Origin of the sequence: Cnuella takakiae (genome assembly GCF_001953305.1) — a bacterium.
Classification (GTDB): domain Bacteria; phylum Bacteroidota; class Bacteroidia; order Chitinophagales; family Chitinophagaceae; genus Flavisolibacter; species Flavisolibacter takakiae.
In genome coordinates this window covers 848,935-874,501 of sequence record NZ_MTFE01000010.1, presented here as the reverse complement: position 1 = coordinate 874,501, position 25,567 = coordinate 848,935, and the positions used below count along the sequence as shown (strand labels likewise).

Here is a 25,567-nt window from a genome sequence, read left to right as displayed (position 1 = left end):
GCCCCCCCGCCGCAACCGGCACCTTTACCTGCACCGTGCGGGTAACCGATAACGGTTCGCCTGTGCTTGCAGATGAGGAGGTGATAACCATTACTGTTACGGCACCTGCAATTGCCACTACCACCGCTGCAATGGAACAGCGGGAAATGGCAGCTGCGCTTCCCGAAACGGCAAAGCCCGCAGCATCGCTTTATCCAAATCCTGTACACAGCCGCTTCACCGTGGCGCTGGATGCCCCTGTCGCTCAAATACAGGCAACCATCTTCGACGTAAAAGGATCGGTGCTGTACACCGGCAAACAGGCAGGCGGCCGGCAATTCCAGCTGGATGCATCGGCACTGCCGGCTGGCCAGTACTTCCTGCGCCTTGATACACCCAGTGGCAGCCAGGTGCTGAAGTTTGTTAAACAATAGTTTTTCGCGGTCGGTTTGTTTCCGTAAAAGACCTGCAGGATTTCCTGCAGGTCTTTTACATGTTGCAAACTGCGTTTCATCGGCAGCGGCATTAAGAAGGGTGCCATCGGCAAAAAAGTAATAGTACGGAGTATCAAGCCTCCGGTACGGAAATAATCTTTTGGATTCTTGCCCGCCAGCTGAAACAGTTCGTCTGTCAGTTGGGGCATGGTAAAAAGCGAAGGACCGGCATCAAACAGGAACCCGTCGTGTTCAAACTGCGGGAGCTTGCCGCAGGGATAGCTGTTAGCCTCAAATACCCGAACCAATAAGAATAGCGCCGGCTTTGTTGATGAAACTGCACTTTGTTTGAACAAGATTGGCATGTGCCAACCAACCAACACCACATCCGGGTTTTGAGCCCGTCTGTTTGCTTCGGGCAGGGTTTAAAAGTTAAGCGCAGTTGGGGAACGGCTCTATTCCCATGTAAAGAGAACCCAATAACGGGGCTGCTGCACGGCACAAATGCAATAATTTACACCATGCCTCCCATTTCCCTGCTCCTTATGTCGCTGCTGTATATCGCTGCCGGCATCTACCATTTTGTAAACCCGGCCATGTACCGCAGCATCATGCCGCCTTGGCTGCCGGCGCACCACCAGTTGGTGCTGATCAGTGGCGCCATTGAAATATTGCTGGGCATCTTCCTGCTTCCCCTGGCTTCCAGACACTGGGCCGCATGGGGCGTCATCCTCCTGCTCATTGCCGTGTTCCCGGCCAATATACAGATGGCAATCAATTATTACCGGCAGGGCAACCCGCAATTGTGGATAGCCCTGCTGCGCCTGCCCCTGCAGGCTGTGCTGATTTGGTGGGCATGGCAATACACGCGGTAGGCCCTTTTCTTGTTACCGGCAACTTGGCTCCCAGCAACCTGCTACTCATCAATGCCCAGCCCGGAGCCTACCACTACGTAATCGCCATCGGTGGCATCATCGCTTTGCTGCGGATCGGCACCGGGCTGCTGCCCCGTGGGATGCGATACCGGCTCGGCTTGCGGGTTTTGGGGTGGTGGCGATGCCGGCTTTTCTTTTTTATCGTGCTGGTTCATGGTACTGTTTTCTTTAGGGGTACCAAAAACATGCCGTTCGGCATTGGCCGGTTTTGTCCATACCGCCAGCGGAATGCTTATCTTGAATAGCATTCTGCCACCCCAAATATTTCCATATGAAAAGTATCCTGCTCCTGCTATGTTCCGTCATTTGCGTTTCGGCCTGTGCACAAAACATTCCCAACGCAGAGGCGCAAATCAAAAACGCCCTCCTTGCAGCGCCTGCCGACAAACGCGATGGTGCCGCTGTGTACGGTTACAACAGCGCCAACCAACTGGTGCCATTGCGCAAGGGCAGCAACGAACTGATATGCCTGGCCGACAACCCAGCAGAGAAAGGCTTTTCCGTTGCCTGCTACCACCGCGACCTGGAGCCCTTTATGGCACGTGGCCGGGCACTGCGCCAGGCGGGCAAACAGGGCCGCGACCTATTTGATACCCGCGAACAGGAAGTAAAGGCAGGCAAACTGAAAATGCCCGGCCACCCTACAACCCTTTATGTTTTTACAGCAAAGGATGAAGACGTGATGGAAGGGGGCGGCGGTGTTAAGAACGGCTACCTGCGTTACGTGGTGTATACACCCTATGCCACCGCTGCAAGTACCGGACTGCCCCTCAAACCCGATGCACCGGGCCAGCCCTGGCTGATGGATCCGGGTACTCATGGTGCGCACATTATGATCACACCGGCAAAGCAGTGAGCAGGCTACCGGATAACAGGTGCCAGCCTATTTGCAAAAGAGGAATAAAGGCCAACAAGGGCCACGATTTGAGTATATGAAAACCTGGACAACCCTTTCCCGCATCGGCATGCTGATCATGATTGGCGCCCTGGTGCTTTCTTTTTTTGTAAAAGGCAGGGGCATCACCATTGCCTGGATCAGTGGTGCCGTATTGTGTGGCATCAGCCTGCTGATGGTGGTGCTGCAACGCAGGCGATAAAAGCGCTGCGCCGGCATGCATGCTATTGCAAAACATTCCACATGAAACTATCGGATTTTCCATACACCAACCGGTGCAAGGTGCTGCTTATCGACGATGAAGTGGACCTTTGCATGTTGATGCGCCAGTACTTCCTGCGCAAGAACTACGAAGTATTTATATCCCATACAGGCAAAGATGCCATCAGCCAGGCCGCAGCCTACCAGCCCGACTACATCCTGTTGGACACCAACCTGCCCGATGGTTGCCGCAACCTGGAACAGCAACTAAAGGAAGCTGCACCCAACGCCAGAATTACGCACATAGGCAAATGAAAACGCCACGTCGCAGCTTGACGCACACAGCGGGAAAGGTTTCACGCGGAGGGCGGAGCGGAGGACGCGGCGTTTTTAAAGGAAGGCCTCTTTCTTTTTTATAAACTTGTGGTGCTATTGTTTCTGCCTATGGTTGCCACGATTAGCAACAAGGAGTACAACCAATGATTGCACAAACCGATTTAAAATTTAGCTGCTGCTATTTTACACCGGCTGCCCACCGGTCCATCTTGGCTTCCAGTGTGCTCAGAGGCATGCTGCCGTCTTTCAGCACTTCGGTATGGAAATCGGCAATCCTGAATTTGCTACCCAGCTGCTTTTCGTACTTGCTGCGCAGCTCACGGATTTTCAACTGACCGATCTTATAACCCAGTGCCTGTCCGGGTCCGGACATATACCGCTCGATTTCGGCGGTGGCGCCCTGCTCGCTGATGGGTTCATTATCCATCATGTACTGGATGGCTGCTTCGCGGGTCATGCCCTTGGTATGCAGCCCCACATCCACCACCAGGCGGATGGCGCGGTGCATCTCGTCGCCGAGGGCACCCATCAGCTGGTAGGGATCGGTGTACAGGCCAAGGTCCTTGCCCAGGCTTTCGCAATACAGCGCCCAGCCTTCCACATAGGCATTGCTGAAGGGATCGTACTGCCGCAGGCGGGGCAGCGATTTGTTTTCGCGCTGCAAACTGATCTGGTAATGATGTCCCGGGATGGCTTCGTGCAAAAACAGGCTTTCCATACCGCTGTGTACCGTAAACTGGCGGGCATCGAGGATGGGCACATAAAAAATACCCGGCTTTACATTATCAGGCGATGCATTGTATTCAGCGCTGGCCGATTCGGCCCGGAAGGCTTCCGTCTGCCGGATCTCGAAAGGCGTTTTGGGCTCGGTGCTGAACTGCTCTTTCAGCTTGGGCTTGATCTTTTCTTGGATTTGCCGGAAAGCGTTGAGCACTTCTTCCGGCGTTTTGAACGGCTTGAGTTTGGGATCGGTGTTCAGGTTGGCAAAAAAAGCTTTCAGGTCGCCCTTGAACCCAACGCTGTTCTTCAAGGCCTCCATTTCGCTGCGGATGCGGGCCACTTCCTGCAAACCGGTCTGGTAGATCTCCTCAGGCGTTTTGTTGGTTGTGGTAGCCATTTTCACCCGCAGTTTATAATATTCGGCTCCCTGTGGCATGGCACCATAACCACTGGTGGTACGGGCCTTGGGCAGGTATTCGTTCTTCAGGAAGTCGGCCATGCGCCGGTTCATGGGCACCACCTTGCCGGTGATGGCTGAGGTGTAGGCAGCAGTAAGCTGGCTTTTTTCTGCCTGGCTAAAACCTTCAGGCAGGGTGTTGATGGGACCATAAAACAGGTGTTGCTTCGGGTCGGCTGTGGCCATGGCTTCAAACTGCGGGATCAGCTTTTGCACCAGGGGCTTTGGCAGGGTAATGCCCTGCGCCATACCCCTGCGGAAATACACGATGGCACTGTCCATCCATACGCCCATGGCATCAATGCGTTTGAGCCAGTTGTTGTAATCCTGAACGGTCTTGAAAGGCTGGGCACTGCCGCCGCTGGCAAACTGTCCCAGCACCAGGTGCTGCCCCCACATCTGGTCGGTGGGAATGAGGTTAAACGGGTAGTTCAACTCCTCCAGCTGCATGCTGCCATAGGTGTCCAGGAAGTCGTAGCTGATCCGGTCGTTTTCACCCAGGCTGTTGCGGTCTATCTTGTGTAGCTGATCGAGGGTGGATTGCAACAGGGCCTTTACTTTGGCGCGATGGCTGTCGGTAAAATCGGCGGGCAGCTGGTCGTTGTAGCGGTTATCGCCCACCAGGGTTGCCGACAGGGGATACAGCTTCAGGTTTTCTTCAAAATAATTGTCAAGCAGGGCTGCCAGCTGGGTATTTTTCCCGCCTTCAGCTTCCTTTCCGGCTTCGTTGGCGCCACAGCCTGCCAGCACCCAGAGGGCCAGCAGCAGGGTCAGTAATCGTTGCATCATGTAGCATACAGGTTTGCGCACTAAGATAGGCGCAATGCGCGAACAGCCCGGACTGCAATGGTCCTGCTCCCGGTGTTTATGCTTCTGCGATCTTCACTGCAAGGAGCATCGGGGGTCAGGCAAAGCGCAAAGCATCCCCGCAGGCACCCGGCCCCGATACCGGAACAGTTTTGGTACCTTGCAACCCTTATCATGGTACCCTTTGTACATACCGGTTCTATTGTGCGCACCATCTGGGGCAAGAGCGACACCATCCTCTTCATCTTTGCCGGTGCGGCAGCGGAGTTTGCCTGCAATAAAGCGGTGGACTGGCTCTACTTTACCGGCAAGCTGCCCAAAGATCCCATCGGCCGGCTTTTCTCTACGGTGGCTTATGCACGACAAATCGTGTTTGCATCCAAAGACGCAGCAGAGCAAACCATCGATAAGATCCGCTCCATACATGGTGCGGTAGAAAACGCAAGAGGCGCCACCATCCCCGACTGGGCCTACCGCGATGTGCTGTTCATGCTCATTCACTATTCCATTGCCGCCTTCGAACTGCTGGAACGCAAACTCAGTGCGCAGGAAAAAGAAGACGTGTATGATGTGTTCCTGCGTATGGGCCAAAGGATGCAGATACCCGGCCTGCCTTCAACCTACGTGGCATGGCTGCCCGTAAGGGAACAACACCTGCACAACGACCTCGTAAAAAGCCGGTACACCGAAGACCTCTTCCGCCAGTACAAGCGCAGCCTCGGCGCCTTCCGGTACAAGGTTTTGCTGGAGGGACAAAAACTGGTGGTACCCCATCGGGTATCCCAACTTTTAGGCTTCCATCATTTTTCATTGTTGGCGCCGGTAGTGCCCCTGTATAAAGTAAGCCGCTTTGTAAAAATGGACGCAGCCATCAAGTGGTTGCTGCTACCTGCCGCATATAAAAAACAAATTGAGGAACTGGATATCGTACCTGCCTGATGTAAACGGGTTTGGGAGCAGGTCCTTTGTTTATGGATAATAAAAGCAAAAAGCTGTTACGGAAGCAGCGGCTCCATTTTTTGCTTATTGCTTTCAATCCATTTGATCCGTTTTTAGCTTCTAAAAACTCTGTATCCACCGCAGTCCCGGTGTGGTCTTCTTAAAAAGGTCGGTGAAATACAGTACTGGCTCAAACTTGGTTTTGCCACCAAACAGGGAAAGCCTGCCCGCACCCAGCCTCAGGGTGTTCTTGTCAAAATATTCCCCTTCTCTTTTCACCAGGTAACCCAGCGAAAGGATGGTCAGGAAATGCGACTCCTTGGTTGGATCATTGTCCCTGATGCCCCCCTGCCCTGCAGTAAGGGTCAGGAAGTCGTTGCGATAGGTTTTCAGCTGCCCCTGGGCGTTGTTGCCGAAAAAGAAATGCGGATCCCACGACAGGATGAGGTCGCGTTTGAAGTGGGCGTTGCTGATGATGATGCCCGCCCCCAGGCTGAAGGAGGGCACAAAATAGGCCTTGTAGTTCTGCACATCCACCGAAAACCGGAGGTTCAGGTAATTGCCCCCGGCCACATAACCTTTTGGCATCCTGGCCGTAATAGTGGGCTGGGCATCCAGGTAGGCCACCCCCCTGGTACGTGTGGTGTTCCAGGAGCCGTTGACACTGCTTTGAAGCTCGCCAACTACCCTGTTGAGCCGGCCATCGGTATAGGATTCGAGCACCGACAGGTCGTTGACAAAAAAGCTGACCCGGTAATGACGTGTGGCGGTAAAAGGTTTACGGAAAGCAATATCAGCCTGGTACGATACCGTACCACTGAAATGAACGGTATCCTGTTCCAGCTTTAATGCAGCGGGCTCACCCTGCTGCACCACGAAGCTGCTGCCCTCAGGGCTGTAGCGCTGTATCCTTATCAGCTTCCTGCCCGCACTATCGGTTACATAATCCACATGCCTTGACTGCAGGGCATCGCCCAAAGAGTCCTGGAGCAATTTTAAATCAGCATTGAACTGGCGCAGTACCGAATCCATATTGCGGAACCGGTCCAGGTCGGTCATATCGTTTAGCTCCACCTGCATTTTGTTGCCGCTCCCCAGGTCGATGGTAAACCTGCGGTGGGCAAAATTGGGTGGCAGTTCAAACACCGCCTCGGTGCGGGAGCTACTATCCTGGGCACAAAGGTTTTCCATGACGCTGGCAACCAGCATCAGCAGGCAGATGATCTTTTTCATGTGGAATCAGTTTACGGGAGAAAGGTTGATCTTGATGATATCGTCGGATGTATTGCGGGAGAAGGATATACTACCCCGGCCATCACGATGGGCGGGCAGGGTTTCATGAGCCAGTAGCGCGTTGCCCGGTGGTACTGGCGCAACCTTGCCGATCTCGTTGAGGTGCACCACCTTCAGCTTGCGTGCCGGCGGCTGCTCCACCAGGGCAATATCAGGTGTTGCAGGCGGTGTAGCTATCGGTGCCTGCATTTCCGGTGTGGAAGGACCGGTTGCAGCCACAGGTGCTGCTTTTACCGGTTCATGCTGCTGCACTTTTGGCAATGCTACCAAACCATTCCGGTTAGGCTTGCCTGTTACTTTGCGTTCCAACACAATCGCCTGCTGGTCTACAACCGGGGCTGCGGCTTTTACAGGGTCACTGCTTATTGCTACGGGATGCGTTGCCCCAACTGTAGGCTGCTGCGCCTGCCTCTGTTCTTCTTGCTGGTACGTAAAAAAAGCTGCGGCACCAGCCACCAGCAGCAAGCAGGCTGCGGCCCACAGCAGGTACCTGCGCTGGGGAGCAGGCCGATGCTCCATGCGCCGTTCCAGCCGGCTCCATAGTGCCGCTGTATCGGGCGCCGGTTCGCCGGGCAGTTGTTCCAGCCCCTGCAGTTTGCTGTGCAGGGCCGAAGGCTTATCTGATTTTTCGTGCTGCATATGCGGAATGATTTTGAATACACATTTTTTGGAGCAGGGCCCTTGCCTTGCTCAGTTGCGATTTGGAAGTACCCTCCGAAATACCCAGCAGGGTGGCAATCTCGGCATGGGGCAGCCCTTCTACCGAGTAGAGGTTAAACACCGTGCGGTAGCCTACCGGCAGTTGTACAATGAGTGCGAAAATTTCTGCTGCCGAGAGTTTATCCAGTACATCTGCTTCCACGGTGATGTCTGCCGCATCCTCAGCCGGCGCTATATGAAAAGCGTTTTTCCTGCGCAGAAACATCAGGCACTCGTGTACCATGATGGTTTTCAGCCAGCCATAGAAAGCCGCTTCGCCCTGGTATTCAAAATGGGGTAAGCTCTGGAAGCATTTACAAAAGCCATCGATCATTCGCTCTTCGGCATCTTCCCGGCTCTTTACATAACGGCGGCATACCAGGACCATCTGCGCTGCAAACAGGTTGAACAGGCCTTGCTGCGCTGCCTGGCTGTGTTCTTTTGCTTCCCTGATAAGTGTGTGCAGGTTCATGGTGACGACGTGCTGGTAGTGGTTATACCCAGATGAATGCGGATTGGTCAGGATAGGTTGCCTGAAGGTTGAAAATAATCCTGAATACAAAATGAGTGACAACAACAGCCCCAAAAAGAAGTGCGGCAAGGGGCCCAAACATCAGCGTAATTGTATATACAGCGACCAGCAGGCGCATGGCGGAACGCCAAGGCAGTTACCCTGCCGCATTCCCGTTCCTTTTTACCACATATCCTTTTTAGCTCTGTAGCCGTAATACAGCATCCTACCTTGTTGGTCTCAAAAACCTTTACCAACATGAAACGTATTGCCCTTGCTACCCTGCTGCTTTCCGGCGCTTATACCGGCTTTGCCCAGTGCGATAAAAAAGTAACCCTGTCGGCTTCCAAAACCGAATACCTCGATGCCGCAGGTTCCGTGCAGAAGTCGGAGGATGAAACTACTTCCATCCAGATTTCCAAAGACAGCCTGGTGATCACGCCCAGCAGTGCCCCAGCCCCCATGACCGGCCCCATTACCTCACAGACCTGCAACTGGACCACCGCCTACAAGGAAGGCAAATCGGTGATCAAGGCAAAGCTGAGTGATGGAAACAATGTCATGAACCTTACCCTGACCATTGAAGGCAAGGATGGAAAGGTGAACGTGGTGGCTACTATTGATGAAATGCCCGACCAGCAAATAAGGGTGGCCGTGGACAGCTTTAAAGAGCAGTCGTAAACAGGCTTTGTCTTATTGAACAATTACCCCGCTTTTTATTACCCATTTTGTCTTTTGAATAGCAGAAAGAAAATTGGTTTCCAGGTCGCCGTCAAATACCACGATGTCGGCCGTAGCGCCTTCTTTCAGCACACCCAATTGCCCCTGCCTGCCCAATGCCGATGCCGCGTTCCAGGTGGCAGTACGCAGCACCTCGTGGGCAGGCATACCCGCCTGGAAATAGGAACTGAGTCCATCGATGCTGGCCTTAGCCTCGTTCAGGCCGGTATTGAAATAATAATCGCGGCCAAAAACAATGGGGATGCCTTTTTTATAGGCCCGCATCAACCGCGATTTATAGGCATTGATCTCAGCATGTACATAGTTGGTGTCCTGTTCCACTTTTTGCAGCCGGAAAAGCGTCATGGCTCCTTCATACGACATATCGGTAGGCACCAGGTACACCTTGCGCTGCTTCATCAGCTCAAGCGTGGAGTCGGCAATGCTGTACCCGTGTTCGATGCCGTTTACCCCGGCAAGCACCGCCTGCCTTACCGAGCGGTCGAAGGTGGCATGTGCGGTTACCGGCAGGCCGTATTCCTGTGCCGTTTGTACAATCGCTTTTAGTTCGTCGGGCGACAACAGCAGGTTGCCCGGCGTATTGTCGGAGCATACCTTGATCAGGTCCACACCCATGCGCACATGCTCCTGCACCGCCAGGCGTGCATCCACCGGCCCGTTGATCACGCGGTACTCTTTGGCAACAAGGTGTTGCGCATGCATGGGCAGGTTGTAGGTTTGCCCGCCCACAGGACTCAGTATGGGGCCGGAAGCAAATACCCTTGGACCTTGTATGTTGCCTGCCCGCACGGCGTTGCGGAAACTCACATCGAGGTAAACCCCCGAATTGCCCAAATCCCTGATGGTAGTAAAACCGCCTTTGAGCAGGGTGTTGGCAATCTTTACTGCACGCAGGCTCCTGTCGGCATCGGTGTGGTTGATGCCATCTTCCAGCACGCTTTTATCACCGGCGTCTTCCTTGTACAGGATATGCGTGTGCATGTCAATCAATCCAGGCGTAACCGTACAGGAAGGACAGTCGATGATGGTGGCACCTGCCGGCGCTGTTAGGTTGGCACCCACCTTTTCTATCCGTCCATTGGAAAGCAGGATTTGCCGGTTCGTTTCAAAACGATTTTGTTCTGCATTGTACATTTTACCAGCCTTGATCAGGATGCTCTGCTGGGCATGGATGGTGGCTGCAGAAAGTAGGAGCACCAGGATCAGTATTGGTTTCATATGTGCTAAAGGGCAAGCCACAACCGGCAACGCCTTACTTCAGGAAGGGCGCAGGTTGCATCTGGGTTAAACGAATAGAGGGAAGCTAAATAAAACTTGCATAAGACCCGTTTGTGTTCCAAAAAATTTTTACAGGATGTCTGTTACAACAAACAACACAAAGCTGTATTCGGTGCACAGCACTTGAAGCCTTGCTTCGGGTGGGTCAACAACAAATTCCCCATTCTTTTAAACAACATCCTAAAGGCATGCTGCTCTTGCCGATGGCAAAGGGCAGGCTGTAAAACAAAAGCGGACAACTTGCCCCTGTTCGCATGTTGGGCAACAATCATAGCATGGTTTTTAATACTCTTTCAGTACGCCTGCGGGAAAGTTTACGCTGCCGGCACTTGCTCCTTTGCACGGTTTACCGCAGCGCAAACAACAGCAGCAACGCTGCAGGTAAGAACCCCCTCGCAAACCCAAACCATGTAGTTATGAAAAACCTCTACACAGCCCTTTTCTGCAGCCTGCTCATTTGCATTGTAACGGTTTTTCCTGTCGCAAAGCTGATAGCACAGGACACAACTGTTTACCAATACAAGGATAGCAGTACGGGCAGGAGCAGCATTTTTGCAGGCACGCAAATACCGCTGCAGTTTACCGTAGGATACGAGTACCGGCTGAGCAAAGTACTGAGCGCAAGGGCACAGGCTGGCTTTGTAGGCCAGCCCTACAGCGGTTTTATTGTAGATGCCATGGAAGCCTTTGGTATGGATAAATACCTGAGCCAGGTGATCCGGAAATCATTCGAGGGAGGTGTTGTGATTGGGGCGGGGCCCAATTTTCATTTCGGGAAAAACTACATCGGGGTTTTCGGGCAGTATATGCGGCTCAAAACCGGCGGCATCACGCCTGCCGATGCGCTGAGCATCCAGTTCAAAAAAGACTTTTCGCAGTTTGATGTTACAGGGCTGCCGGTCTTTGTATTCAACATGCAATCCAGTATGTTCAATACAGGCTTGTTGTATGGCAGGCAGTTTACCCTGCGCAACCCACGCTTTGCCATTAACGCAGAAGCAGGCATTGCCAAAGTGGTAGCTTCCAAAAACAATTTCTCTTCCAACCGCAGCCTGATCGATCGCACCAGGTTTGCCACCAACCTGTACCGCGAACTGGATGAAGAAATACGCAGCGCCTATTGGAAACATGGTTTTATTCCTACGCTCAACCTCTATTTTGTTTATCACCTGTAAAGGCCGGATGTTTACTCTTTTCAATAAGGTAGTTCGGTTTGCACGCCAGGCGATTGTCCTTAAAACTTGCCCTTGCAGATGCTTACATAATGCCACTTGTACCATGCACCTGGCGCATCGTCATTGCGAAGCGCCAGCAGTGATCAGTGACACCAGGGTTTAGCGGCGCTGAAGCAATCCCCAGTTGCTGTAAGACACCCCTAGCAGCATGCTTCAAAACCTGTATGTGGTGGAGATTGCTTCAGCGCTGCAAAAGGGTGCGTAATTGGAGCCGCTACCAGCGCTTCGCAATGACGATGTGCCTGTGGGCAGCTTTATCGCTCATGCATCAAGAAGTAAGGTAACATACTCCGGTATCACAGAACTACCTACTTGAAAATGGTATAAGGTCAAATGGCAAAAGAAAAAGTTCAAAAAGGCTGCGCCATTTGCACAGCCTTTTTGAACTTTTTCTGTTCACTTCGTTGAACAATGCAAGGAGAACTGGTACTAGGCCAGCTTTCCTTTTGCCATTATTTCTTCTTTGTCTTTTTTAGCGCTTCCGGCTTATGCGCCGCCAGCTTTTTACTTTTTGTGGTCTCCACCAGGTATTCGGGATTTTCCTTGGAAGCCGTCACTTTGTGGCTCTTGATGGTTGTGGGCGAAGTCAGCTTTTCCTGCACGGTCCCGTCTGTTTTGCCTTGTGGTGTTTCCCACTCCACATGGTCTCCTTTTTTCAGCGATTCTTTAGCCATTGTTTTTTCTTCTTTGTACAAAATACCTGCCACAGAACAGGATGCCATCCTGTTCCTGTTATGGGAATTTGGTTGTTGTACAAATGAGTTGCCGGCAGGAAGAAAGCACCATTTAAATTTTGCTTTTCCCTTGTGCAAAAACACAAGCAATTACAGAGCCACACAGCCCGTTAATCTTTGATCACAAATGCCTGCAAGCCGGCCATCTTTCCAGCTTGGAACCGCCATACATCACAGTAAGTATAACTGGCCGCAGCACCGCTGTCATCCTTTAGGTTGATCTTGCCAATAGCCGTAACATGATCTTCGCCGGCAACTAATTTTTCAACCATAAATACCGGCGGCTCCAGGTACACTTCAGCCATATATTGCCGCACCGCTTCCTTACCCTGCAGTGTTCGTTCGCCTACAAATACCCACTCGGTATCTTCTGTACAATGCGACAGGAAACCTTCATAATCGCCCTTGACAATTGCGGCATTTGCCTGCTCCAATATTGCTTTATTGTTTTCCATCAGTGTAGTATTTTTTGAAATAAAGTTCCATTTAAGTGTCATGCAATTTGGTATATAAAAATCGTTAGGGTACAAGCAAAAAAATATGCCAGCGGCAAACAGCAACCTGCATGCGCAGTAAGGCCATCCACTCCCGAGGTGCTGCCAAAACAGCAGTTTTCCATTTTTGCCATTTCCCTCCCTGCATAGTCGTTACTTTGCACTGCGTTTATCTGATTGTACAGGCAATGAATAAAGCTTTAAAGCTGTTTACCCGGATGATGATCATTATATTTTCGGTACTGGCACTGTTGGCACTGGTTGTTTTTGCATACATGCAGCATCCCAAGTTTGGCGCTAAGCCCACCGGCAAAAGGCTGGAAAGGATGCAGGCCTCGCCCCATTATAAAGACGGCGTTTTTGACAACCGCAGTTTTACACCCACCATCACCGAAGGGTATAGCATGACCAAGGTGATGTTCGACTTCTTGTTTCGCAAAGGGCCCAACACTGTTCCCGGGGGCATCATCCCTTCCGTGCAAACGGACCTGAACAAGCTGCAGGGCGACTGGCTGGTGTGGTTCGGGCATTCTTCTTACTACCTGCAAACAGATGGCCTGCGGATACTGGTAGACCCCGTGTTCAGCGGCAATGCATCTCCCGTTCCGGGTACCACCAAATCGTTCAAGGGAACGGACCGGTATGCGGCGGCCGACATGCCCCCGATCGATTACCTGCTCATTTCCCACGACCATTACGACCACCTCGATTTCGAGACCATCCTGCAATTGAAAGGCAAGGTGAAAAAGGTGGTTTGCGGGCTTGGCGTGGGCGCCCACCTGGAGCTTTGGGGCTTTGCACCCGAAAACATCATCGAACTGGACTGGGACACAGACATCGCACTGCCTAACGGCGGCCGCATATATGGCCTTACCACCCGGCATTTTTCGGGACGGGGTTTTAAACGAAACAATACGCTCTGGATCTCCTACCTCCTCCAAACCCCTACCCGTAAAATCTTTATCGGCGGCGACAGCGGCTACGACCGCCACTTCAGGGAAATAGGCGCCCTGCACGGCCCCATCGACCTGGCAATTTTGGAAAACGGCCAGTACAACGAAGCCTGGAAGGCCATCCACTTCCTGCCGGGCGAAAACCTGCAGGCAGCCATTGAACTGAAAGCCAAAAGGCTGATGCCCGTGCATTCCGGCAAGTTTTCTTTAGCCTTGCACAGCTGGGACGAACCGCTCCGCGAAATGGTACGCCGCAACCAGCAGGTGGGTTTGCCCCTGGTAACACCCAGGATCGGCGAGCCGGTTAATCTGAGCGATACCACGCAGGTGTTTACCGAGTGGTGGAAAGATGTAGCCAAAGCCGCGCAGTAAGGGCGTGGCAGGCGCAGCTTCCATTGTTGCCATAACTGCGGCAAAGCGGCAGGAAGCAGCATTTCAAAACTGAACTTTGATTTCTGGGCCCAAGCCGGCGAATACCAATAACTGTTGCACAACAGCAACATCGACCAAGCCGAAGATGGCGACACGGAAAGGCCCATTGCAACACCCTGGGATGTAACAATCGAATGGACAAATACCGGTTGCAGATAGAGCAGTTGAAAAGCTGCAAGCTGTTAGCTACAAGCTTCAAGGAAACAACAAGGGCATCATTGTTACAACCCCATATAGAAGTTTAAAGTATCAAAAAAGGGTAATCGCAGCACCAGCCGCCGTTACCCTTTTTTATAAAATCCAATTCAACTTATCGAAGAAAACCTGTGTTTATAAAACGCCCTGCTACGTCCGCATGCAACAACCCACTTAACTCCATAACAGGCATGCAGTTCTTAGCCCTGGTTGATGCAGCCGCAGCACCTGGCCTTGTGCTACACCAACAAGGACGGAACCCACCTATTTTATGACGTTTTTAAACGCCGAGCCAAAAATCAAATAACTGGTATTGCCGGCAATCGTGCCTTCATTTTGTCCCCAGAAAAACGGCCAGTCGTCGTAGTTCTCAAAGTGGTCGGGTTTTCTGAACAATAGGCCTGGGGCAACATTGCCTGGGATGAAAGAGAAATCAGCCCGGTTATTACCATAAAACATAGCCTTGGGACGCGTAGCACCCACGGTTGCCACCAGTGAATAATTATGATAGGGATGGCTGCCAAACAGGTATCCGGCCGCCTTAAACGCATGGCTCGCATCGATGATCTCCGGGAAGTATTTGCTGGCAAAGCAAACGGTGGTACCAAAGTTCATCACGTCGCCGCTGCCGGCCCAGTTGCCCAGCCCGATGGGCACGCCGTAAGGATTGTCTTTTTCCAGGCCCTTGATATAATCATTGTACTTCACCACGTAAGGCCGGAGCTTTTCTTTATAGGCTGCGTCCAGGTGCGGTATGGCATCCAGTGCCGTCAGCAGGGTAAAGGTTACGTTGCGGTCCAAGGCCGGCCACAGCAGCTCCTGGAACTTATCGAGGTACTGTTGCTCGCGGGTAGAAATGTACAACTGCAGATTGGTGGCGATATTGGATCCGCCCCTCCGGCCCAGGCTATCCTGCGGACGTTTGCCAAGCAGTTCTGTTGCCTCTATCAACAGTCTTTTCGACTGCTCCAGCGCGCTTGCCGCGAGGCTGTCGTTATATCCTTTCAATGCACGGCTAGCAGCGGCCAGGGTAGTGGCCGCATTGAAGTCCAGGCCAGGGTTGCGGCTTGTAAATGCCCACATATCATCCTTCACACCGCTCGACTTGCCATCGGGCGCCACTTCATGCGGGCCAAGGGCCGGGTTATAAGGCAGACCATCCGTTAAGGAGGCGGCGTCGCCCAGGTGGTGGTAATTATCCAGCACTGCGTTGGAGAGCGTTTGGCTCATGTGGCCGATGATCTTTGCCTGGGCTACCAGGTTCAGTGTTCCATGCTCGATAAACTGCAACACATCGGGTGTGCCATCGGGGCGGTGCAGGTCAACATAGCGTTGCTTTTGGCTGACAAAGGTCTGGTCGCGGGAGGGCTTGAAATACTCCCAGGTGCGCACAAAGTTTTGCACCACGCTGATGTTGGCCCCGGTTTCAATATCAAAATCACCGGCATCGAAATAACCACCAACGTTCAACCCGGGAATCAGTTCCAGTGCCTTGTACCTGGTATCGGTTGTTGGCCCCTGTGCATGCAAATCAAAGTGGTCGGTGTTGGGTGGCGCCTGGCGGTAGCCTTCTTTAAAAGGCTCGCCATGCCATACCCGGTACCCTTCGTTCACAGCCATATGGTTCATGTGGATGGGTATCCATATATCGCTGGTGGCGTCCGTTATTTTATCGTATACGCCATTTTCAATTAAGAAGTTATTGGTTTTAAACTTTCCGTACTGGATGTAGTAGATGCCGGGCGTTTTAACAGAGGTAAAATCAAATTTTGCGTAGTGGTACTTGAAGTAGTCACCCCAGGAAGAAATCTTACCGCTGTATACAGGCGTGGCATTACCGTCTTCGCCAACTTTATACAAGGAAGCGGTTTGGAGCGGCTTATCCTTCTTGTCCAGTTCAATCACCGCCACCTTTTGTTGTGCCGGGATATAGCCCACTTGTGAGAAACCGATATTGGGTTCCCTTACCCAACCGTTGATGGCATTGGGTTCTACGGTCCAGGTCAGCACCTTGCCGGTTTTACCAGCCGGCAGCATACTGCGTACCACAAACCAGCCGTTCTGTGCCAGCACGCGGCCATCGTACAGCATCAGGTCGGCATCCTGCGTAGTGATCTTTACCAGCCTTGAAGGTTCATCGGGTGCCAGCAAAAAGCTGCGGCCTTTTTCCAGTGGCAGCGGGTCGATAAACTTACCAGTTCCCCGGTCGTCAGAAGTGTTGTACCCTTTGAATTGTTTGGGTTTTTCGCTGTTGGGCCGGGTAACGGTATTGCCCACTACGTAGCGCGGGAAACGGTTGTAGCGCCCATCCATCAGGTAGGCCTTTCCCCAATACTGCGAAGGCAGAAACTCCAGGTTGAAACCGGCAGCGCCTTCGAGGGCTTTGGGAAGGGGCTTGTCGAGGTAAACGGATATTTCCACACCTTTTCCCTTGGGCGTTACCACCACCCTGGAATTGAAATCGTAATCCTTATAGCGCAAGGTGGCCTCAATGTTATTGGAAGCACGGTCTACCTTCCGGTTGGAAATATCAGGAACAAGGTCCCACTGCTCGGGGGTATTGGAAAGCCGCACGGCACCGCCCTGCGCGGTACGTACACCATGGTGGATCAATTCGATACCGGCATTCTTCTCGTCGTTAAAACCTCCTGTAAAAAGGTTGTTGTACACCAACACATTGACGCCCTGTTTTTCGAAATACTCAAGCTTATTGAGTTTTAATTCCTGGCCCGAAGCATAATGGAACGTCCCCAATAATAGCATGGCAAGGGACAAAATCGTTAGTCTATTCATGTTATTCAAAATCCTTTTTCTGCACAATTGCTGATGAGTAAAGCAACCCAAAGTGTTTTGCGTACAATGGCAAAAATTAATAAAAAAGGAGTACAAAAGTTGATGGATCCCTTTTGTGCAGCGCCAATGACAGCCCCTTTAAGATATTTATTGCTACCCGGGCCTTTGCCGGCAGGCTGCCGGATGGTATAGCAGGCCGCCGGTAGTACCCACAACGGCGGGTGGAAAATTCCCTGCTGGTAAAGATCTTCCTAGGCTGTCCGGGCTTTGAGAAAGCGGTTAACCTCCAGCCAGTGCATAAAAGCATCAAACCAGCGGTTACTTGTTCTGTCGGGATTGCCCAGGCCAAAACCATGGCCACCATTCTGGTACAGGTGAAACTCCACCGGTATGCCCGCTTTGAACCAGGAATCGATGATGCCAAACTGGCCCCGGAAAAGGAAATCGTCGGAAGCAATAACGTTGAACATGGGCGGCGCATTCTTGGGTACCGTCACGGGACCCATACCGCCGTAAATAGGACCAATAAAGGCCAGCTTCATGGTTTTGGAGTTGAGGGTTGCATGCATGGTTAAACCGGCGCCTGCCGAAAAACCAATCATACCGATCCTGGCGGTATCAACACCCCACTCCCTGGCGCGCCTGATGATCATGGCATAGGCAGCCTCGGCATCCGCCAGCTGGTTCGACAGGTCCATTTGTGGCGCACTTGCAGGAGCTGCGCTTTTAGCACTATCGGCGGCGGGTGCGGGTGCAGTACGGGGCCGGTTCATCCAGGCCTTGAAGTCTTCGAGCGATTCGGGGGTTGGGTGCAGCCGGTACTTGAGCACAAAGGCGGTGATGCCTTTCGCCGCCAGCGCTTCGGCAACCTCCCACCCTTCATTGCTCAGGGAAAGCCAGCGGTAACCACCGCCAGGCGCAACGATCACCGCCGTTCCATTTGCCTTGCCCGGCTTGGGAAAGAAGGGCGTAAGGGTTGCCGTGGTAATGTTGCGCGCCATCGGGTCGCCCCACTGGCGGAACCAGGTTTCTTTGGCCGGCTGGTTTTGTACCCCGCCCGTGCCGAGTGGAATGGCCTTGGGCTCCGCAGGTGTTTCAAATGGGTAAATGGTTCCGTCCTGTGCGCTTGCCGATGCGGAGATGATGAGGAAAGCAGCTACAATGGCTGGTTTTACGAAGTTTTTAAAGCTGTTGGACATAGCGATTTTATTGCAATTTTCAAATGGAACAAGCATTGCTGCAGTAGCAGCAAAAGGTCATCGTTTGTTTGCCGGTAAAAAATAAGTATACGCTCGTTTTACAACGTGGTACAACTGTTCTAAGCACATTTGCTCCCTGGTAAAGCAAACCATATTGGGTGGGGCAGAAGGGTAATAAATGATAAAAAAGGAGTAGAAAAGTTGATTCTGTCCATTTGAAGGCGTTGATATTGGCACACGCACACCATCGCACACCATAAGTTTACCTATGGCTACCTTTTAAAGATCAACTACTACTTGCTGGCAGCAGGTATGGTACCCTCCCGGTTTACAACCAAACAAAATTTGGAATATTAAGCATGAGGACCAATAGCTATGGAATCCGTTACGGGTGCAGCCGCCGAACTGGGCTATGCGGCACACCAACAACAGCCGCACCACCATAGCCGTTTTACACGACATTGCCTTTTGCACGCTGATTGTTGTCACCTAAAGGTTCACCACACACCCCTACCTTCGCCGCCTCAAAACTCCCCTATGTCATTAGAAGCAACCCTGCGGCAGCGCAGTGAAGGCCAGTGCGAATTGTGCAAGGCCACAGAAAACCTGAGTGTATATGAAGTGCAGCCGCAAGACCGCAGCAATGAAAACAATTGCGCATTGCTTTGTGCCAACTGCATTGGCCAGGTAGATAAGAAAGCCGAACTGCAAAAAGACCACTGGCAGGTGCTCACCGAAACCATGTGGAGCGAGGTGCCCGCCGTGCAGGTGCTGGCCTGGCGCATGCTCAACCGGTTGAAAGGGGAAAGCTGGGCCGCCGACAGCCTCGACATGCTGTACCTGGATGAAGAAAACTTAGCCTGGGCCAAAGCCGCTGGCGATGAAGACAGCGATGGCAGCGTGGACCTGCACAAGGATGCCAATGGTGCCGTGCTGCAACAGGGCGATACCGTGGTGCTCACCCGGTCGCTTGATGTAAAAGGCACTACCCTCAATGCCAAGATGGGCACCGTGGTGAAGAATATCCGGCTCGTAGAAAACAAAACCGAACAAATAGAAGGCAAGATCGAAGGACAGGTGATCGTGATCCTGACCAGGTATGTGCGGAAGCAGGGAGCGTGATAAGTTTTCACGCAAAGGCGCTAAGGAGCCACGTAGGTTTCACGCAAAGACGCGGAGGAGCAAAGGCGCAATAGAAAGCTACAAGTAAACCAACCGGTATCAACAATGCGTTGCTTCGCTGCTCCGTTGCGTCGTTGCGTGAAAAAACCTTTGCTCCTTTGCGCCTTTGCGTGAAACAAACCTATGGCAGTCCGCCGCCGCCCATAGCGCCATATACCTGACCGGTAGCATAGCTGGCATCGCTTGCCGCCAGCTGCACATAGATGGAGGCCAGTTCTACCGGCTGGCCGGGTCTGCCCAGGGGCTTGTCGGCACCAAAGTTTTGCAGCTTTTCCATGGTAGCACCACCACTCACCTGCAGGGGCGTCCAGATGGGTCCGGGCGCCACACCGTTTACCCGGATGCCCTTAGGCCCCAGCTGCTTGGCCAGTGACCGTACGTAGCTTGTATTGGCCGCTTTTGTTTGTGCATAATCAAACAACTCCGCCGAAGGATCGGTTGCCTGCTCCGAAGTAGTGGCAATGATGGCCGAACCCGGCTTCAGGTGCGGCAGGGCAGCCTTTGTAATCCAGAACGGTGCATAGATATTCGTCTTCATGGTGCGGTCAAACTGCTCCGAACTGATGTCGGTGATGGAAGGTTTGGTTTGTTGCATGGCTGCATTGTTTACCAAAATATCCAGTCCGCCCAAACCACGTACGGCTTCTTCTACCAGCCGCTTACAAAACGCTTCATCCGTAATATCGCCGGGAATAGCCACTGCCTTACGGCCTGCGGCTTTGATGAGTGCTACCACCTGCTGTGCATCGGGTTCTTCGGCGGGCAGGTAGTTGATGGCCACATCGGCACCCTCGCGGGCATAGGCAATGGCTGCTGCACGGCCCATCCCGGAGTCTCCACCGGTGATGAGCGCCTTGCGTCCCTGCAGCCTGCCCGAACCTTTATAGCTTTTCTCGCCGTGGTCAGGCATGGGGTCCATCTTGCTGGCCAGTCCCGGCCAGGGCTGCTGCTGCGCCTTGAAGGGCGGCTTGGGGTATTTAGTAGTAGGGTCTTCCAAAGGTGCTGCATTATTGCTGCCCGAAACAGCAGCACCGGGCATACCAAAAGCAGGCGCCACGGCCATAGAGGCCAGCCCTGCTCCCAGCCCGCCAATTACTTTGCGGCGGCTGATTTTTTCCTGATCGTTCATGGTGTTTTATTTATTAATTATTTGTTTCTGGTTTTTGGTTTATAGTTCTTGGTTCTTGGCATTGGAGCGAAGCGTTTGATATGGTGAAATGCATGATCACATTGACGGAGCAACAGTTCTATGAACAGATTTTCTCAACATTCAGCAAAAACCTACTCAAAGCCACACACCTGCTTGCAATAACCAAAAACAAAAAACCAAAAACTAAAAACCTTACTCGTTTTCCTCTTTCAGCGACTGCATATCGATTACATATCGGAAGCGCACTTCGCCTTCCTGCATTTGTTTGAATGCCTTGTTGATATCCTGGATGGGAATGATTTCTACTTCGGGCAGGATGTTGTGCTCGGCGCAGAAGTCCAGTACTTCCTGTGTTTCGGCAATACCACCAATAAGCGAACCAGAAAGACTGCGGCGGTGCATGGCCACTTCCATATTTACCAAAGGCTTTTTATATGGCCCCAGCAAACCCACCGTTACTATAACGCCATCGCGTTTGAGCAGGCTGACATAGGGATTTACATCAAAAGGGTCGGGAATGGTGATGAGGATAAAATCGAAAGCAGCTTCGGAGGCTTTCATGGCATCCTTGTCTTCAGACAGCAGGATTTTTGTTGCACCCAATGCCTTTGCTGCACCTTCTTTTTCCTTGTTGGTGGTTACCACGGTTACATCGGCGCCCATGGCTTTTGCCAGCTGCACGCCCATATGCCCCAGTCCGCCCAGCCCCACGATGGCCACCTTGCTGCCCGCACCCACTTTCCAGTGGCGCAGCGGCGAGTAGGTAGTAATGCCCGCACAGAGTATGGGTGCCGCACGCCTGATGTCGAGCGCATCGGGTATGCGCAGCACAAAGGATTCCTTTACCACGATATTGTTTGAATAACCGCCGAAAGTATTGGTGCCATCGGGCTTGATGGGACCATTGTAGGTGGCCGTCCAGCCCTTGGGGCCTTCGCAGTATTGCTCCAGTCCCTCGCTGCAGGAGGGGCAGCTTCCGCAGGAGTCGATGAGGCAGCCCACCCCCACAATATCGCCGGCCCTGAACTTGGTAACCGACCCGCCGGCAGACACCACGCGGCCAACGATTTCGTGTCCGGGGATACAGGGGTAAACGGTATTGTCCCAGTCGTTATTTACCTGGTGGAGGTCGGAGTGGCATACGCCACAGTAAAGGATATCGATCAGCACCTCGTCGGCGCCGGGTGCCTGCCGTTCAAAATCGATGGGCTTCAGTTTGGTAAAAACGGAGTTTTTTACCCCGTAGCCCCTGCTTTTAATATTGTCCATGCTTATGTGTTTTGTGTGTTTGCCTTCCGGGGAAAGAACAGCACCATGGGGTGCCCGGCCATTGTTTCAAAAATGCACCCACAAACCGGGGGCGGCAGGCAGCACCGATTGTTCAAGTATGGCGGTAAAGTGTTCCAACAACAATGGAACAAATTGGAACTTTTGGGGTAGCGTCTCCTGCCGGGCTTCTACAGTTGGCTGGGGCAATGTGGCTACAGGTACCGGCATGGGGTGGACATAAAAAGAGCAGGACCCGCTGATCCTGCTTTTTTAAAAGTGCAAATTGCTCATCACGCCAGCCTGCAGCGGCAGGTTATTATTTTCCTGTATCAGGCCCTGTGCGGGTCCCGCGGGTAATCCATCCTTCTAACAGGTGAGGGTGCTTTTTGCCCGATGGCATCCGACCATCTGCCCGGTACGCCGGGACTGCGCTCTTGCTGCGGCAGGTTTTGTACAAACACGCCCGAGGGATCGTTGGTATAATTCAGGGGATCAATAGCCACCAGGTTGGGCTCTTTGCCATTTCGCCGTTCTTTCATAGCGCTGATTTTTGGTGAGGACCTGTACGCTTTACGATAACAGGTCGATGGTTGTCTTACTCATCTAAATTCATAAAATGAACCAGAAGAAGGCGGCCAAACCAAAACTTGCACACAGGGTTCAGCAGGCTGTTGCGCCAGGGGGTTGCCGGGGAAATGTGCACAACCAATGGCAATAGCAGCACAGTTCTTGTCCCCTTGTTTGCTAAACTTAAAAGCTTTCTATGAAAAAGATCCTCCTCTTTGCCTTCCTGTTTACCGCCGCGGCAGGCGCCCAGGCCCAATCGGACAGCAGCAAGCAAAAGAAAACACAACAGCATAGCCAGGGCAGCAAGGCCAGGGCCAACCGCAATACAGAAACCAACCGGTCGGGTCAAACCATGCAGGACAGCGCACAGTGGCGCAACAGCAATGGCAACGCCGGTGGCGATGCCAGCAGCGGCAACTGGGGCAATAACAACGGCAGCGGCAACAGGCGCAGCACCAATACTACCATCGATACTACCGGCACCGGTATCAATAACAATGATAGCGGCAGCAACGGCCAGGACACAACAGGTGCCGGCAGCGTGGGTACCGGTGTGACAGGCACGGGTTCGACCGGTGTAGGTAATACCGGCACCGGCAGCACCAATAGTAATTCAGGAATCGGCATCAAGGAAACCGGTAATGCGGGCAGTTCGGATACGCGGGGCAGGGGCAACGCTACCGACAGTGTGGATGGCCGCAATACCGGCGCTTCGGGCTCGGGCAGCATCAACAGCCGCAGCCAGCATGCGGGCAAGGCAGGTAGCGCCACCAAGGGCAAACAGTCGGGTGGTACCACCAAGAAAAAAACAGGCTCCGGCAATATCCAGTAAACGACTTTGATTACGCGTTTTTTTTGTGCATGCAGCGGCCAAGGCCGCTGCATTTTTTTGGGTGCAACAGAGCGGATTTGTGGTACCACAATGCTGTAGCAGCGGGCAAACCGCCATTATCCTTAACTTGCCCGTATTGAATTAACTGACCCCTGTTTTCCCGTTCACATGAAAAAACTACTCCTCGGCTTTGCCGCCGGCCTGCTGCTGACGCATGCCGCTAACGCGCAATCTGCAACAGGCAACCCGCAGCTGGCAACCCTGCTCAACGAATATTATGAAACCTCCGCCCGCCTCGACCCGCTGAGTGCCACCTTCAGGGGCGATGCCCGCTACAACGACCAGCTGCCCATTGATTTTACCGACAGCTACCGCGCCGAAAACCGCCGCACCTGGCAGGGCTTCCTGGCACAGCTGCGGGCCATCGACCGCACGCAGCTGCCCCCTGCCGACCAGCTGAACTACGATGTGCTGCGCTACGACCTGCTGATGCAGATCGAACGCCTGTCATTGCCCGAAAACCAGATCGTTTTTACCCAGTTCAGCGGGCTGCCCCAAAGCCTGGCCCTGCTGGGCAGCGGCGCCAGTGCACAGCCTTTTAAAACCGTTGCCGATTACGACAACTGGCTCAAACGCGCCTCGGTATTCCCGGCATGGAGCGATAGCGCCCTGGTATATTTCCGCAAGGGTATTGCCAGCGGTATGGTGATGCCCAAAGTGCTGGTGGAAAAGCTGGTGCCCCAGCTCAATGCCCTGGTTGCAACCGATATCAGCAAGAGTACTTTTTATAAACCCGTGGCCCAGTTTCCCGAAGGCATCAGCGATGCCGACAGGCAAAGGCTCACTGCGGCCTTTACCAGCCTGATACAGGAAAAGCTCAACCCCAGCTATCGCAAGCTGGCGCAGTTTTTCCAAACCGAGTACCTGCCCAGTGCACGTGCTACGGCAGGCTATGGCGCACTGCCCGGTGGCAAAAAGATGTACGACTTCCGGGTAAAACAGTTTACCACCACCAACCTGTCGGCCGATGCCATCTTTAACCTGGGACAAAAAGAAGTGGCCCGCATCCGCCATGAAATGGAAGCGGTAAAAAAGCAGGTAGGCTTTACCGGAAGCCTGAAGGAGTTTTTTGCCTACATGCGCACCGATCCCAAGTTCTATCCTTACAAGGATGCAGAAGGCATCCTCAACTACTACCGCTCCATCACACCCCGAATTCAGCCCATGCTGGCACGCATGTTCAACAAGGTGCCCAAAACACCTTTTGAAGTGCGCCAGGTAGAAGCCTTCCGTGCCGCTACCGCTGCCGCCCACTACTTTGCGGGTTCGCTGGAGCAGGGCCGCCCTGGCATCTTTTATGTGCCCATCCTCGATGCGGCCAAAACACAGAGCCGCGAGAGCCTGTTTTTGCACGAAGCCATACCGGGTCACCACTACCAGATCAGCCTCCAGTACGAAAACGAGGCCCTGCCCAAGTTCAGGCGTTATGGTTTCAGTACCGCCTACATGGAAGGCTGGGGCTTGTATGCCGAAAGCCTGGGCAAAGAGCTGGGTGTATACACCGATCCTTACCAGTATATGCTGGCGCTGGGCGACGAGATGCACCGGGCCATCCGCCTGGTGGTAGATGCCGGCATGCACGCCAGGGGCTGGACCCGCGAGCAGGCCATCCAGTATTCGCTGGACAATGAGCCCATTGAAGAACAGCGCGCCGTTTCGGAAATAGAACGCTATATGGCCTATGCCGGGCAGGCCCTTTCGTACAAGATGGGTGAACTCAAGATCAAGGAACTGCGGGCACGTTACCAGAAGCAATTAGGGAGCAAGTTCAACCTTGCGGCCTTCCACGATGCCCTGCTGATGGATGGCGCCCTGCCCCTGGATATCCTGGAGCGCAAGATGGATGCGTGGGCGAAGGCGCAGCTGAAATAAGCACAATCGTTCTGGCAGTCATCGTTTCATGCAGTGCGTATCCTCACCAGGTTGTACACTGCATGAAGCGATGGCTGCTTTTTATTTCTGCCTGGTTCTTTAAGCATTGCCGCATTGGAAATGTAACTATCCTGAACAATGAAGTCGTTCATTGGTGTAGTTCGAAGAGATGCCAAGCCGCTGTGCAATTTTGTTTTCTGTATTACCCGTTATTGACAGCGGAGATGCTGAAACAAGTTCAGCAGGGCGCGGCCCAAGGGTTCTGTCATCCCGACGCAGGTCGGGAACCCCTGCCTCCTTCGGAGTACCCGCATATAGAAGGGGATGCCGAAACAAGTTCGGCATGACAGACCCCGGAGCCACCAAACATTACTT

At 53.0% G+C, this 25,567-nt stretch carries 25 protein-coding genes; 12 read left to right on the top strand and 13 right to left on the bottom strand.

Going from position 1 to position 25,567, the window contains the following annotated elements:
• On the top strand, positions 1-413 hold a 413-nt coding region (locus BUE76_RS04140; RefSeq protein ID WP_216820620.1), incomplete at its 5' end, for a T9SS type A sorting domain-containing protein.
• 521 nt (positions 414-934) lie between these two features.
• Positions 935-1,288: a DoxX family protein gene (locus BUE76_RS04135; RefSeq protein WP_073044905.1), complete on the top strand. Its 354-nt coding sequence runs from the start codon at positions 935-937 to the stop codon at positions 1,286-1,288.
• 41 nt (positions 1,289-1,329) lie between these two features.
• On the opposite strand, the gene BUE76_RS04130 is transcribed toward BUE76_RS04135, so the two are convergent.
• A complete protein-coding gene (locus BUE76_RS04130) occupies positions 1,330-1,596 on the bottom strand; it encodes a hypothetical protein (protein ID WP_073044904.1) in 267 nt (88 codons plus the stop codon).
• Positions 1,597-1,619: 23 nt separating this feature from the next.
• On the opposite strand from BUE76_RS04130, the gene BUE76_RS04125 reads away from it, so the two are divergent.
• The 3 genes from BUE76_RS04125 (at position 1,620) to BUE76_RS04120 (ending at position 2,759) form a co-directional block, all read left to right on the top strand.
• Entirely contained in the window at positions 1,620-2,204 is a 585-nt protein-coding gene (locus BUE76_RS04125) for a hypothetical protein (protein ID WP_073044903.1), read from the top strand.
• A 76-nt stretch (positions 2,205-2,280) separates the two neighbouring features.
• A complete protein-coding gene (locus tag BUE76_RS24420; RefSeq protein WP_158069923.1) occupies positions 2,281-2,445 on the top strand; it encodes a hypothetical protein in 165 nt (54 codons plus the stop codon).
• A 41-nt stretch (positions 2,446-2,486) separates the two neighbouring features.
• Positions 2,487-2,759 carry a response regulator transcription factor gene (locus tag BUE76_RS04120; protein WP_073044902.1) on the top strand — a complete coding sequence of 91 codons (273 nt, stop codon included), beginning with the start codon at positions 2,487-2,489 and terminating at the stop codon, positions 2,757-2,759.
• A 199-nt stretch (positions 2,760-2,958) separates the two neighbouring features.
• On the opposite strand, the gene BUE76_RS04115 is transcribed toward BUE76_RS04120, so the two are convergent.
• Positions 2,959-4,746: a DUF885 domain-containing protein gene (locus BUE76_RS04115; RefSeq protein ID WP_143157359.1), complete on the bottom strand. Its 1,788-nt coding sequence runs from the start codon at positions 4,744-4,746 to the stop codon at positions 2,959-2,961.
• Positions 4,747-4,938: 192 nt separating this feature from the next.
• On the opposite strand from BUE76_RS04115, the gene BUE76_RS04110 reads away from it, so the two are divergent.
• On the top strand, positions 4,939-5,703 hold the full coding sequence (locus BUE76_RS04110) for an oxygenase MpaB family protein (RefSeq protein ID WP_073044901.1): 765 nt from the start codon (positions 4,939-4,941) through the stop codon (positions 5,701-5,703).
• A 120-nt stretch (positions 5,704-5,823) separates the two neighbouring features.
• Here BUE76_RS04110 and BUE76_RS04105 read toward each other — a convergent pair whose 3' ends face one another.
• The 3 genes from BUE76_RS04105 to BUE76_RS04095 are packed head-to-tail and all read right to left on the bottom strand — an operon-like array spanning position 5,824 to position 8,167.
• Positions 5,824-6,936 (bottom strand): hypothetical protein, encoded by a 1,113-nt coding sequence (locus BUE76_RS04105; protein ID WP_073044900.1) that lies wholly within the window; start codon positions 6,934-6,936, stop codon positions 5,824-5,826.
• Between the two features lie 6 nt (positions 6,937-6,942).
• Complete coding sequence (locus BUE76_RS04100; RefSeq protein ID WP_073044898.1) at positions 6,943-7,635, bottom strand: hypothetical protein; 693 nt, start codon at positions 7,633-7,635, stop codon at positions 6,943-6,945.
• On the bottom strand, positions 7,613-8,167 hold the full coding sequence (locus BUE76_RS04095) for an RNA polymerase sigma factor (protein WP_073044896.1): 555 nt from the start codon (positions 8,165-8,167) through the stop codon (positions 7,613-7,615). The genes BUE76_RS04100 and BUE76_RS04095 overlap by 23 nt, the downstream gene beginning before the upstream one ends.
• 297 nt (positions 8,168-8,464) lie before the next feature.
• On the opposite strand from BUE76_RS04095, the gene BUE76_RS04090 reads away from it, so the two are divergent.
• Positions 8,465-8,887, top strand: a complete 423-nt coding sequence (locus tag BUE76_RS04090) for a hypothetical protein (protein WP_143157358.1) — start codon at positions 8,465-8,467, stop codon at positions 8,885-8,887.
• Between the two features lie 12 nt (positions 8,888-8,899).
• On the opposite strand, the gene BUE76_RS04085 is transcribed toward BUE76_RS04090, so the two are convergent.
• On the bottom strand, positions 8,900-10,165 hold the full coding sequence (locus tag BUE76_RS04085) for an amidohydrolase family protein (RefSeq protein WP_073044892.1): 1,266 nt from the start codon (positions 10,163-10,165) through the stop codon (positions 8,900-8,902).
• Positions 10,166-10,641: 476 nt separating this feature from the next.
• Between BUE76_RS04085 and BUE76_RS04080 the strand changes: the two genes are divergently transcribed.
• Positions 10,642-11,400 (top strand): hypothetical protein, encoded by a 759-nt coding sequence (locus tag BUE76_RS04080; protein WP_143157357.1) that lies wholly within the window; start codon positions 10,642-10,644, stop codon positions 11,398-11,400.
• A 512-nt stretch (positions 11,401-11,912) separates the two neighbouring features.
• Here the strand turns inward: BUE76_RS04080 and BUE76_RS04075 are convergent.
• Both BUE76_RS04075 and BUE76_RS04070 read right to left on the bottom strand, forming a co-directional pair.
• Positions 11,913-12,182, bottom strand: a complete 270-nt coding sequence (locus BUE76_RS04075; protein WP_245798383.1) for a hypervirulence associated TUDOR domain-containing protein — start codon at positions 12,180-12,182, stop codon at positions 11,913-11,915.
• A gap of 122 nt (positions 12,183-12,304) precedes the next feature.
• Positions 12,305-12,649, bottom strand: a complete 345-nt coding sequence (locus BUE76_RS04070; protein WP_245798382.1) for a nuclear transport factor 2 family protein — start codon at positions 12,647-12,649, stop codon at positions 12,305-12,307.
• A gap of 227 nt (positions 12,650-12,876) precedes the next feature.
• Here BUE76_RS04070 and BUE76_RS04065 point away from each other — a divergent pair, with 227 nt between their 5' ends.
• Complete coding sequence (locus BUE76_RS04065) at positions 12,877-14,013, top strand: MBL fold metallo-hydrolase (RefSeq protein ID WP_073045157.1); 1,137 nt, start codon at positions 12,877-12,879, stop codon at positions 14,011-14,013.
• A 519-nt stretch (positions 14,014-14,532) separates the two neighbouring features.
• Here the strand turns inward: BUE76_RS04065 and BUE76_RS04060 are convergent.
• Together BUE76_RS04060 and BUE76_RS04050 are read right to left on the bottom strand one after the other, a co-directional pair.
• Positions 14,533-17,061 (bottom strand): cellulase N-terminal Ig-like domain-containing protein, encoded by a 2,529-nt coding sequence (locus BUE76_RS04060; RefSeq protein ID WP_073044888.1) that lies wholly within the window; start codon positions 17,059-17,061, stop codon positions 14,533-14,535.
• 251 nt (positions 17,062-17,312) lie between these two features.
• Complete coding sequence (locus tag BUE76_RS04050) at positions 17,313-18,260, bottom strand: alpha/beta hydrolase (RefSeq protein WP_073045156.1); 948 nt, start codon at positions 18,258-18,260, stop codon at positions 17,313-17,315.
• 537 nt (positions 18,261-18,797) lie between these two features.
• On the opposite strand from BUE76_RS04050, the gene BUE76_RS04045 reads away from it, so the two are divergent.
• Positions 18,798-19,382: a PhnA domain-containing protein gene (locus tag BUE76_RS04045; RefSeq protein WP_073044885.1), complete on the top strand. Its 585-nt coding sequence runs from the start codon at positions 18,798-18,800 to the stop codon at positions 19,380-19,382.
• Between the two features lie 181 nt (positions 19,383-19,563).
• Here BUE76_RS04045 and BUE76_RS04040 read toward each other — a convergent pair whose 3' ends face one another.
• From BUE76_RS04040 to BUE76_RS04030, 3 genes are all read right to left on the bottom strand, one after another.
• The gene (locus BUE76_RS04040; protein ID WP_073044883.1) at positions 19,564-20,571 is read right to left on the bottom strand and encodes an SDR family oxidoreductase; all 1,008 of its coding nucleotides are present in this window, start codon (positions 20,569-20,571) and stop codon (positions 19,564-19,566) included.
• A 213-nt stretch (positions 20,572-20,784) separates the two neighbouring features.
• Complete coding sequence (locus tag BUE76_RS04035) at positions 20,785-21,861, bottom strand: NAD(P)-dependent alcohol dehydrogenase (RefSeq protein WP_073044881.1); 1,077 nt, start codon at positions 21,859-21,861, stop codon at positions 20,785-20,787.
• 329 nt (positions 21,862-22,190) lie between these two features.
• Positions 22,191-22,400, bottom strand: a complete 210-nt coding sequence (locus tag BUE76_RS04030; protein ID WP_073044879.1) for a hypothetical protein — start codon at positions 22,398-22,400, stop codon at positions 22,191-22,193.
• Between the two features lie 224 nt (positions 22,401-22,624).
• Between BUE76_RS04030 and BUE76_RS04025 the strand changes: the two genes are divergently transcribed.
• Both BUE76_RS04025 and BUE76_RS04020 read left to right on the top strand, forming a co-directional pair.
• Positions 22,625-23,260, top strand: a complete 636-nt coding sequence (locus BUE76_RS04025; protein WP_073044877.1) for a hypothetical protein — start codon at positions 22,625-22,627, stop codon at positions 23,258-23,260.
• Positions 23,261-23,428: 168 nt separating this feature from the next.
• Positions 23,429-25,192, top strand: coding sequence for a DUF885 domain-containing protein (locus tag BUE76_RS04020; RefSeq protein ID WP_173702656.1), 1,764 nt, complete (start codon positions 23,429-23,431; stop codon positions 25,190-25,192).
• Positions 25,193-25,567 lie beyond the last annotated feature (375 nt).

Bases quoted from the DNA above. Each gene is read 5' to 3' on its own strand.
- BUE76_RS04135 (WP_073044905.1), top strand. From the start codon at position 935: ATGCCTCCCATTTCCCTGCTCCTTATGTCGCTGCTGTATATCGCTGCC.
- BUE76_RS04130 (WP_073044904.1), bottom strand. From the start codon at position 1,596: ATGCTATTCAAGATAAGCATTCCGCTGGCGGTATGGACAAAACCGGCC.
- BUE76_RS04125 (WP_073044903.1), top strand. From the start codon at position 1,620: ATGAAAAGTATCCTGCTCCTGCTATGTTCCGTCATTTGCGTTTCGGCC.
- BUE76_RS24420 (WP_158069923.1), top strand. From the start codon at position 2,281: ATGAAAACCTGGACAACCCTTTCCCGCATCGGCATGCTGATCATGATT.
- BUE76_RS04120 (WP_073044902.1), top strand. From the start codon at position 2,487: ATGAAACTATCGGATTTTCCATACACCAACCGGTGCAAGGTGCTGCTT.
- BUE76_RS04115 (WP_143157359.1), bottom strand. From the start codon at position 4,746: ATGATGCAACGATTACTGACCCTGCTGCTGGCCCTCTGGGTGCTGGCA.
- BUE76_RS04110 (WP_073044901.1), top strand. From the start codon at position 4,939: ATGGTACCCTTTGTACATACCGGTTCTATTGTGCGCACCATCTGGGGC.
- BUE76_RS04105 (WP_073044900.1), bottom strand. From the start codon at position 6,936: ATGAAAAAGATCATCTGCCTGCTGATGCTGGTTGCCAGCGTCATGGAA.
- BUE76_RS04100 (WP_073044898.1), bottom strand. From the start codon at position 7,635: ATGCAGCACGAAAAATCAGATAAGCCTTCGGCCCTGCACAGCAAACTG.
- BUE76_RS04095 (WP_073044896.1), bottom strand. From the start codon at position 8,167: ATGAACCTGCACACACTTATCAGGGAAGCAAAAGAACACAGCCAGGCA.
- BUE76_RS04090 (WP_143157358.1), top strand. From the start codon at position 8,465: ATGAAACGTATTGCCCTTGCTACCCTGCTGCTTTCCGGCGCTTATACC.
- BUE76_RS04085 (WP_073044892.1), bottom strand. From the start codon at position 10,165: ATGAAACCAATACTGATCCTGGTGCTCCTACTTTCTGCAGCCACCATC.
- BUE76_RS04080 (WP_143157357.1), top strand. From the start codon at position 10,642: ATGAAAAACCTCTACACAGCCCTTTTCTGCAGCCTGCTCATTTGCATT.
- BUE76_RS04075 (WP_245798383.1), bottom strand. From the start codon at position 12,182: ATGGCATCCTGTTCTGTGGCAGGTATTTTGTACAAAGAAGAAAAAACA.
- BUE76_RS04070 (WP_245798382.1), bottom strand. From the start codon at position 12,649: ATGGAAAACAATAAAGCAATATTGGAGCAGGCAAATGCCGCAATTGTC.
- BUE76_RS04065 (WP_073045157.1), top strand. From the start codon at position 12,877: ATGAATAAAGCTTTAAAGCTGTTTACCCGGATGATGATCATTATATTT.
- BUE76_RS04060 (WP_073044888.1), bottom strand. From the start codon at position 17,061: ATGAATAGACTAACGATTTTGTCCCTTGCCATGCTATTATTGGGGACG.
- BUE76_RS04050 (WP_073045156.1), bottom strand. From the start codon at position 18,260: ATGTCCAACAGCTTTAAAAACTTCGTAAAACCAGCCATTGTAGCTGCT.
- BUE76_RS04045 (WP_073044885.1), top strand. From the start codon at position 18,798: ATGTCATTAGAAGCAACCCTGCGGCAGCGCAGTGAAGGCCAGTGCGAA.
- BUE76_RS04040 (WP_073044883.1), bottom strand. From the start codon at position 20,571: ATGAACGATCAGGAAAAAATCAGCCGCCGCAAAGTAATTGGCGGGCTG.
- BUE76_RS04035 (WP_073044881.1), bottom strand. From the start codon at position 21,861: ATGGACAATATTAAAAGCAGGGGCTACGGGGTAAAAAACTCCGTTTTT.
- BUE76_RS04030 (WP_073044879.1), bottom strand. From the start codon at position 22,400: ATGAAAGAACGGCGAAATGGCAAAGAGCCCAACCTGGTGGCTATTGAT.
- BUE76_RS04025 (WP_073044877.1), top strand. From the start codon at position 22,625: ATGAAAAAGATCCTCCTCTTTGCCTTCCTGTTTACCGCCGCGGCAGGC.
- BUE76_RS04020 (WP_173702656.1), top strand. From the start codon at position 23,429: ATGAAAAAACTACTCCTCGGCTTTGCCGCCGGCCTGCTGCTGACGCAT.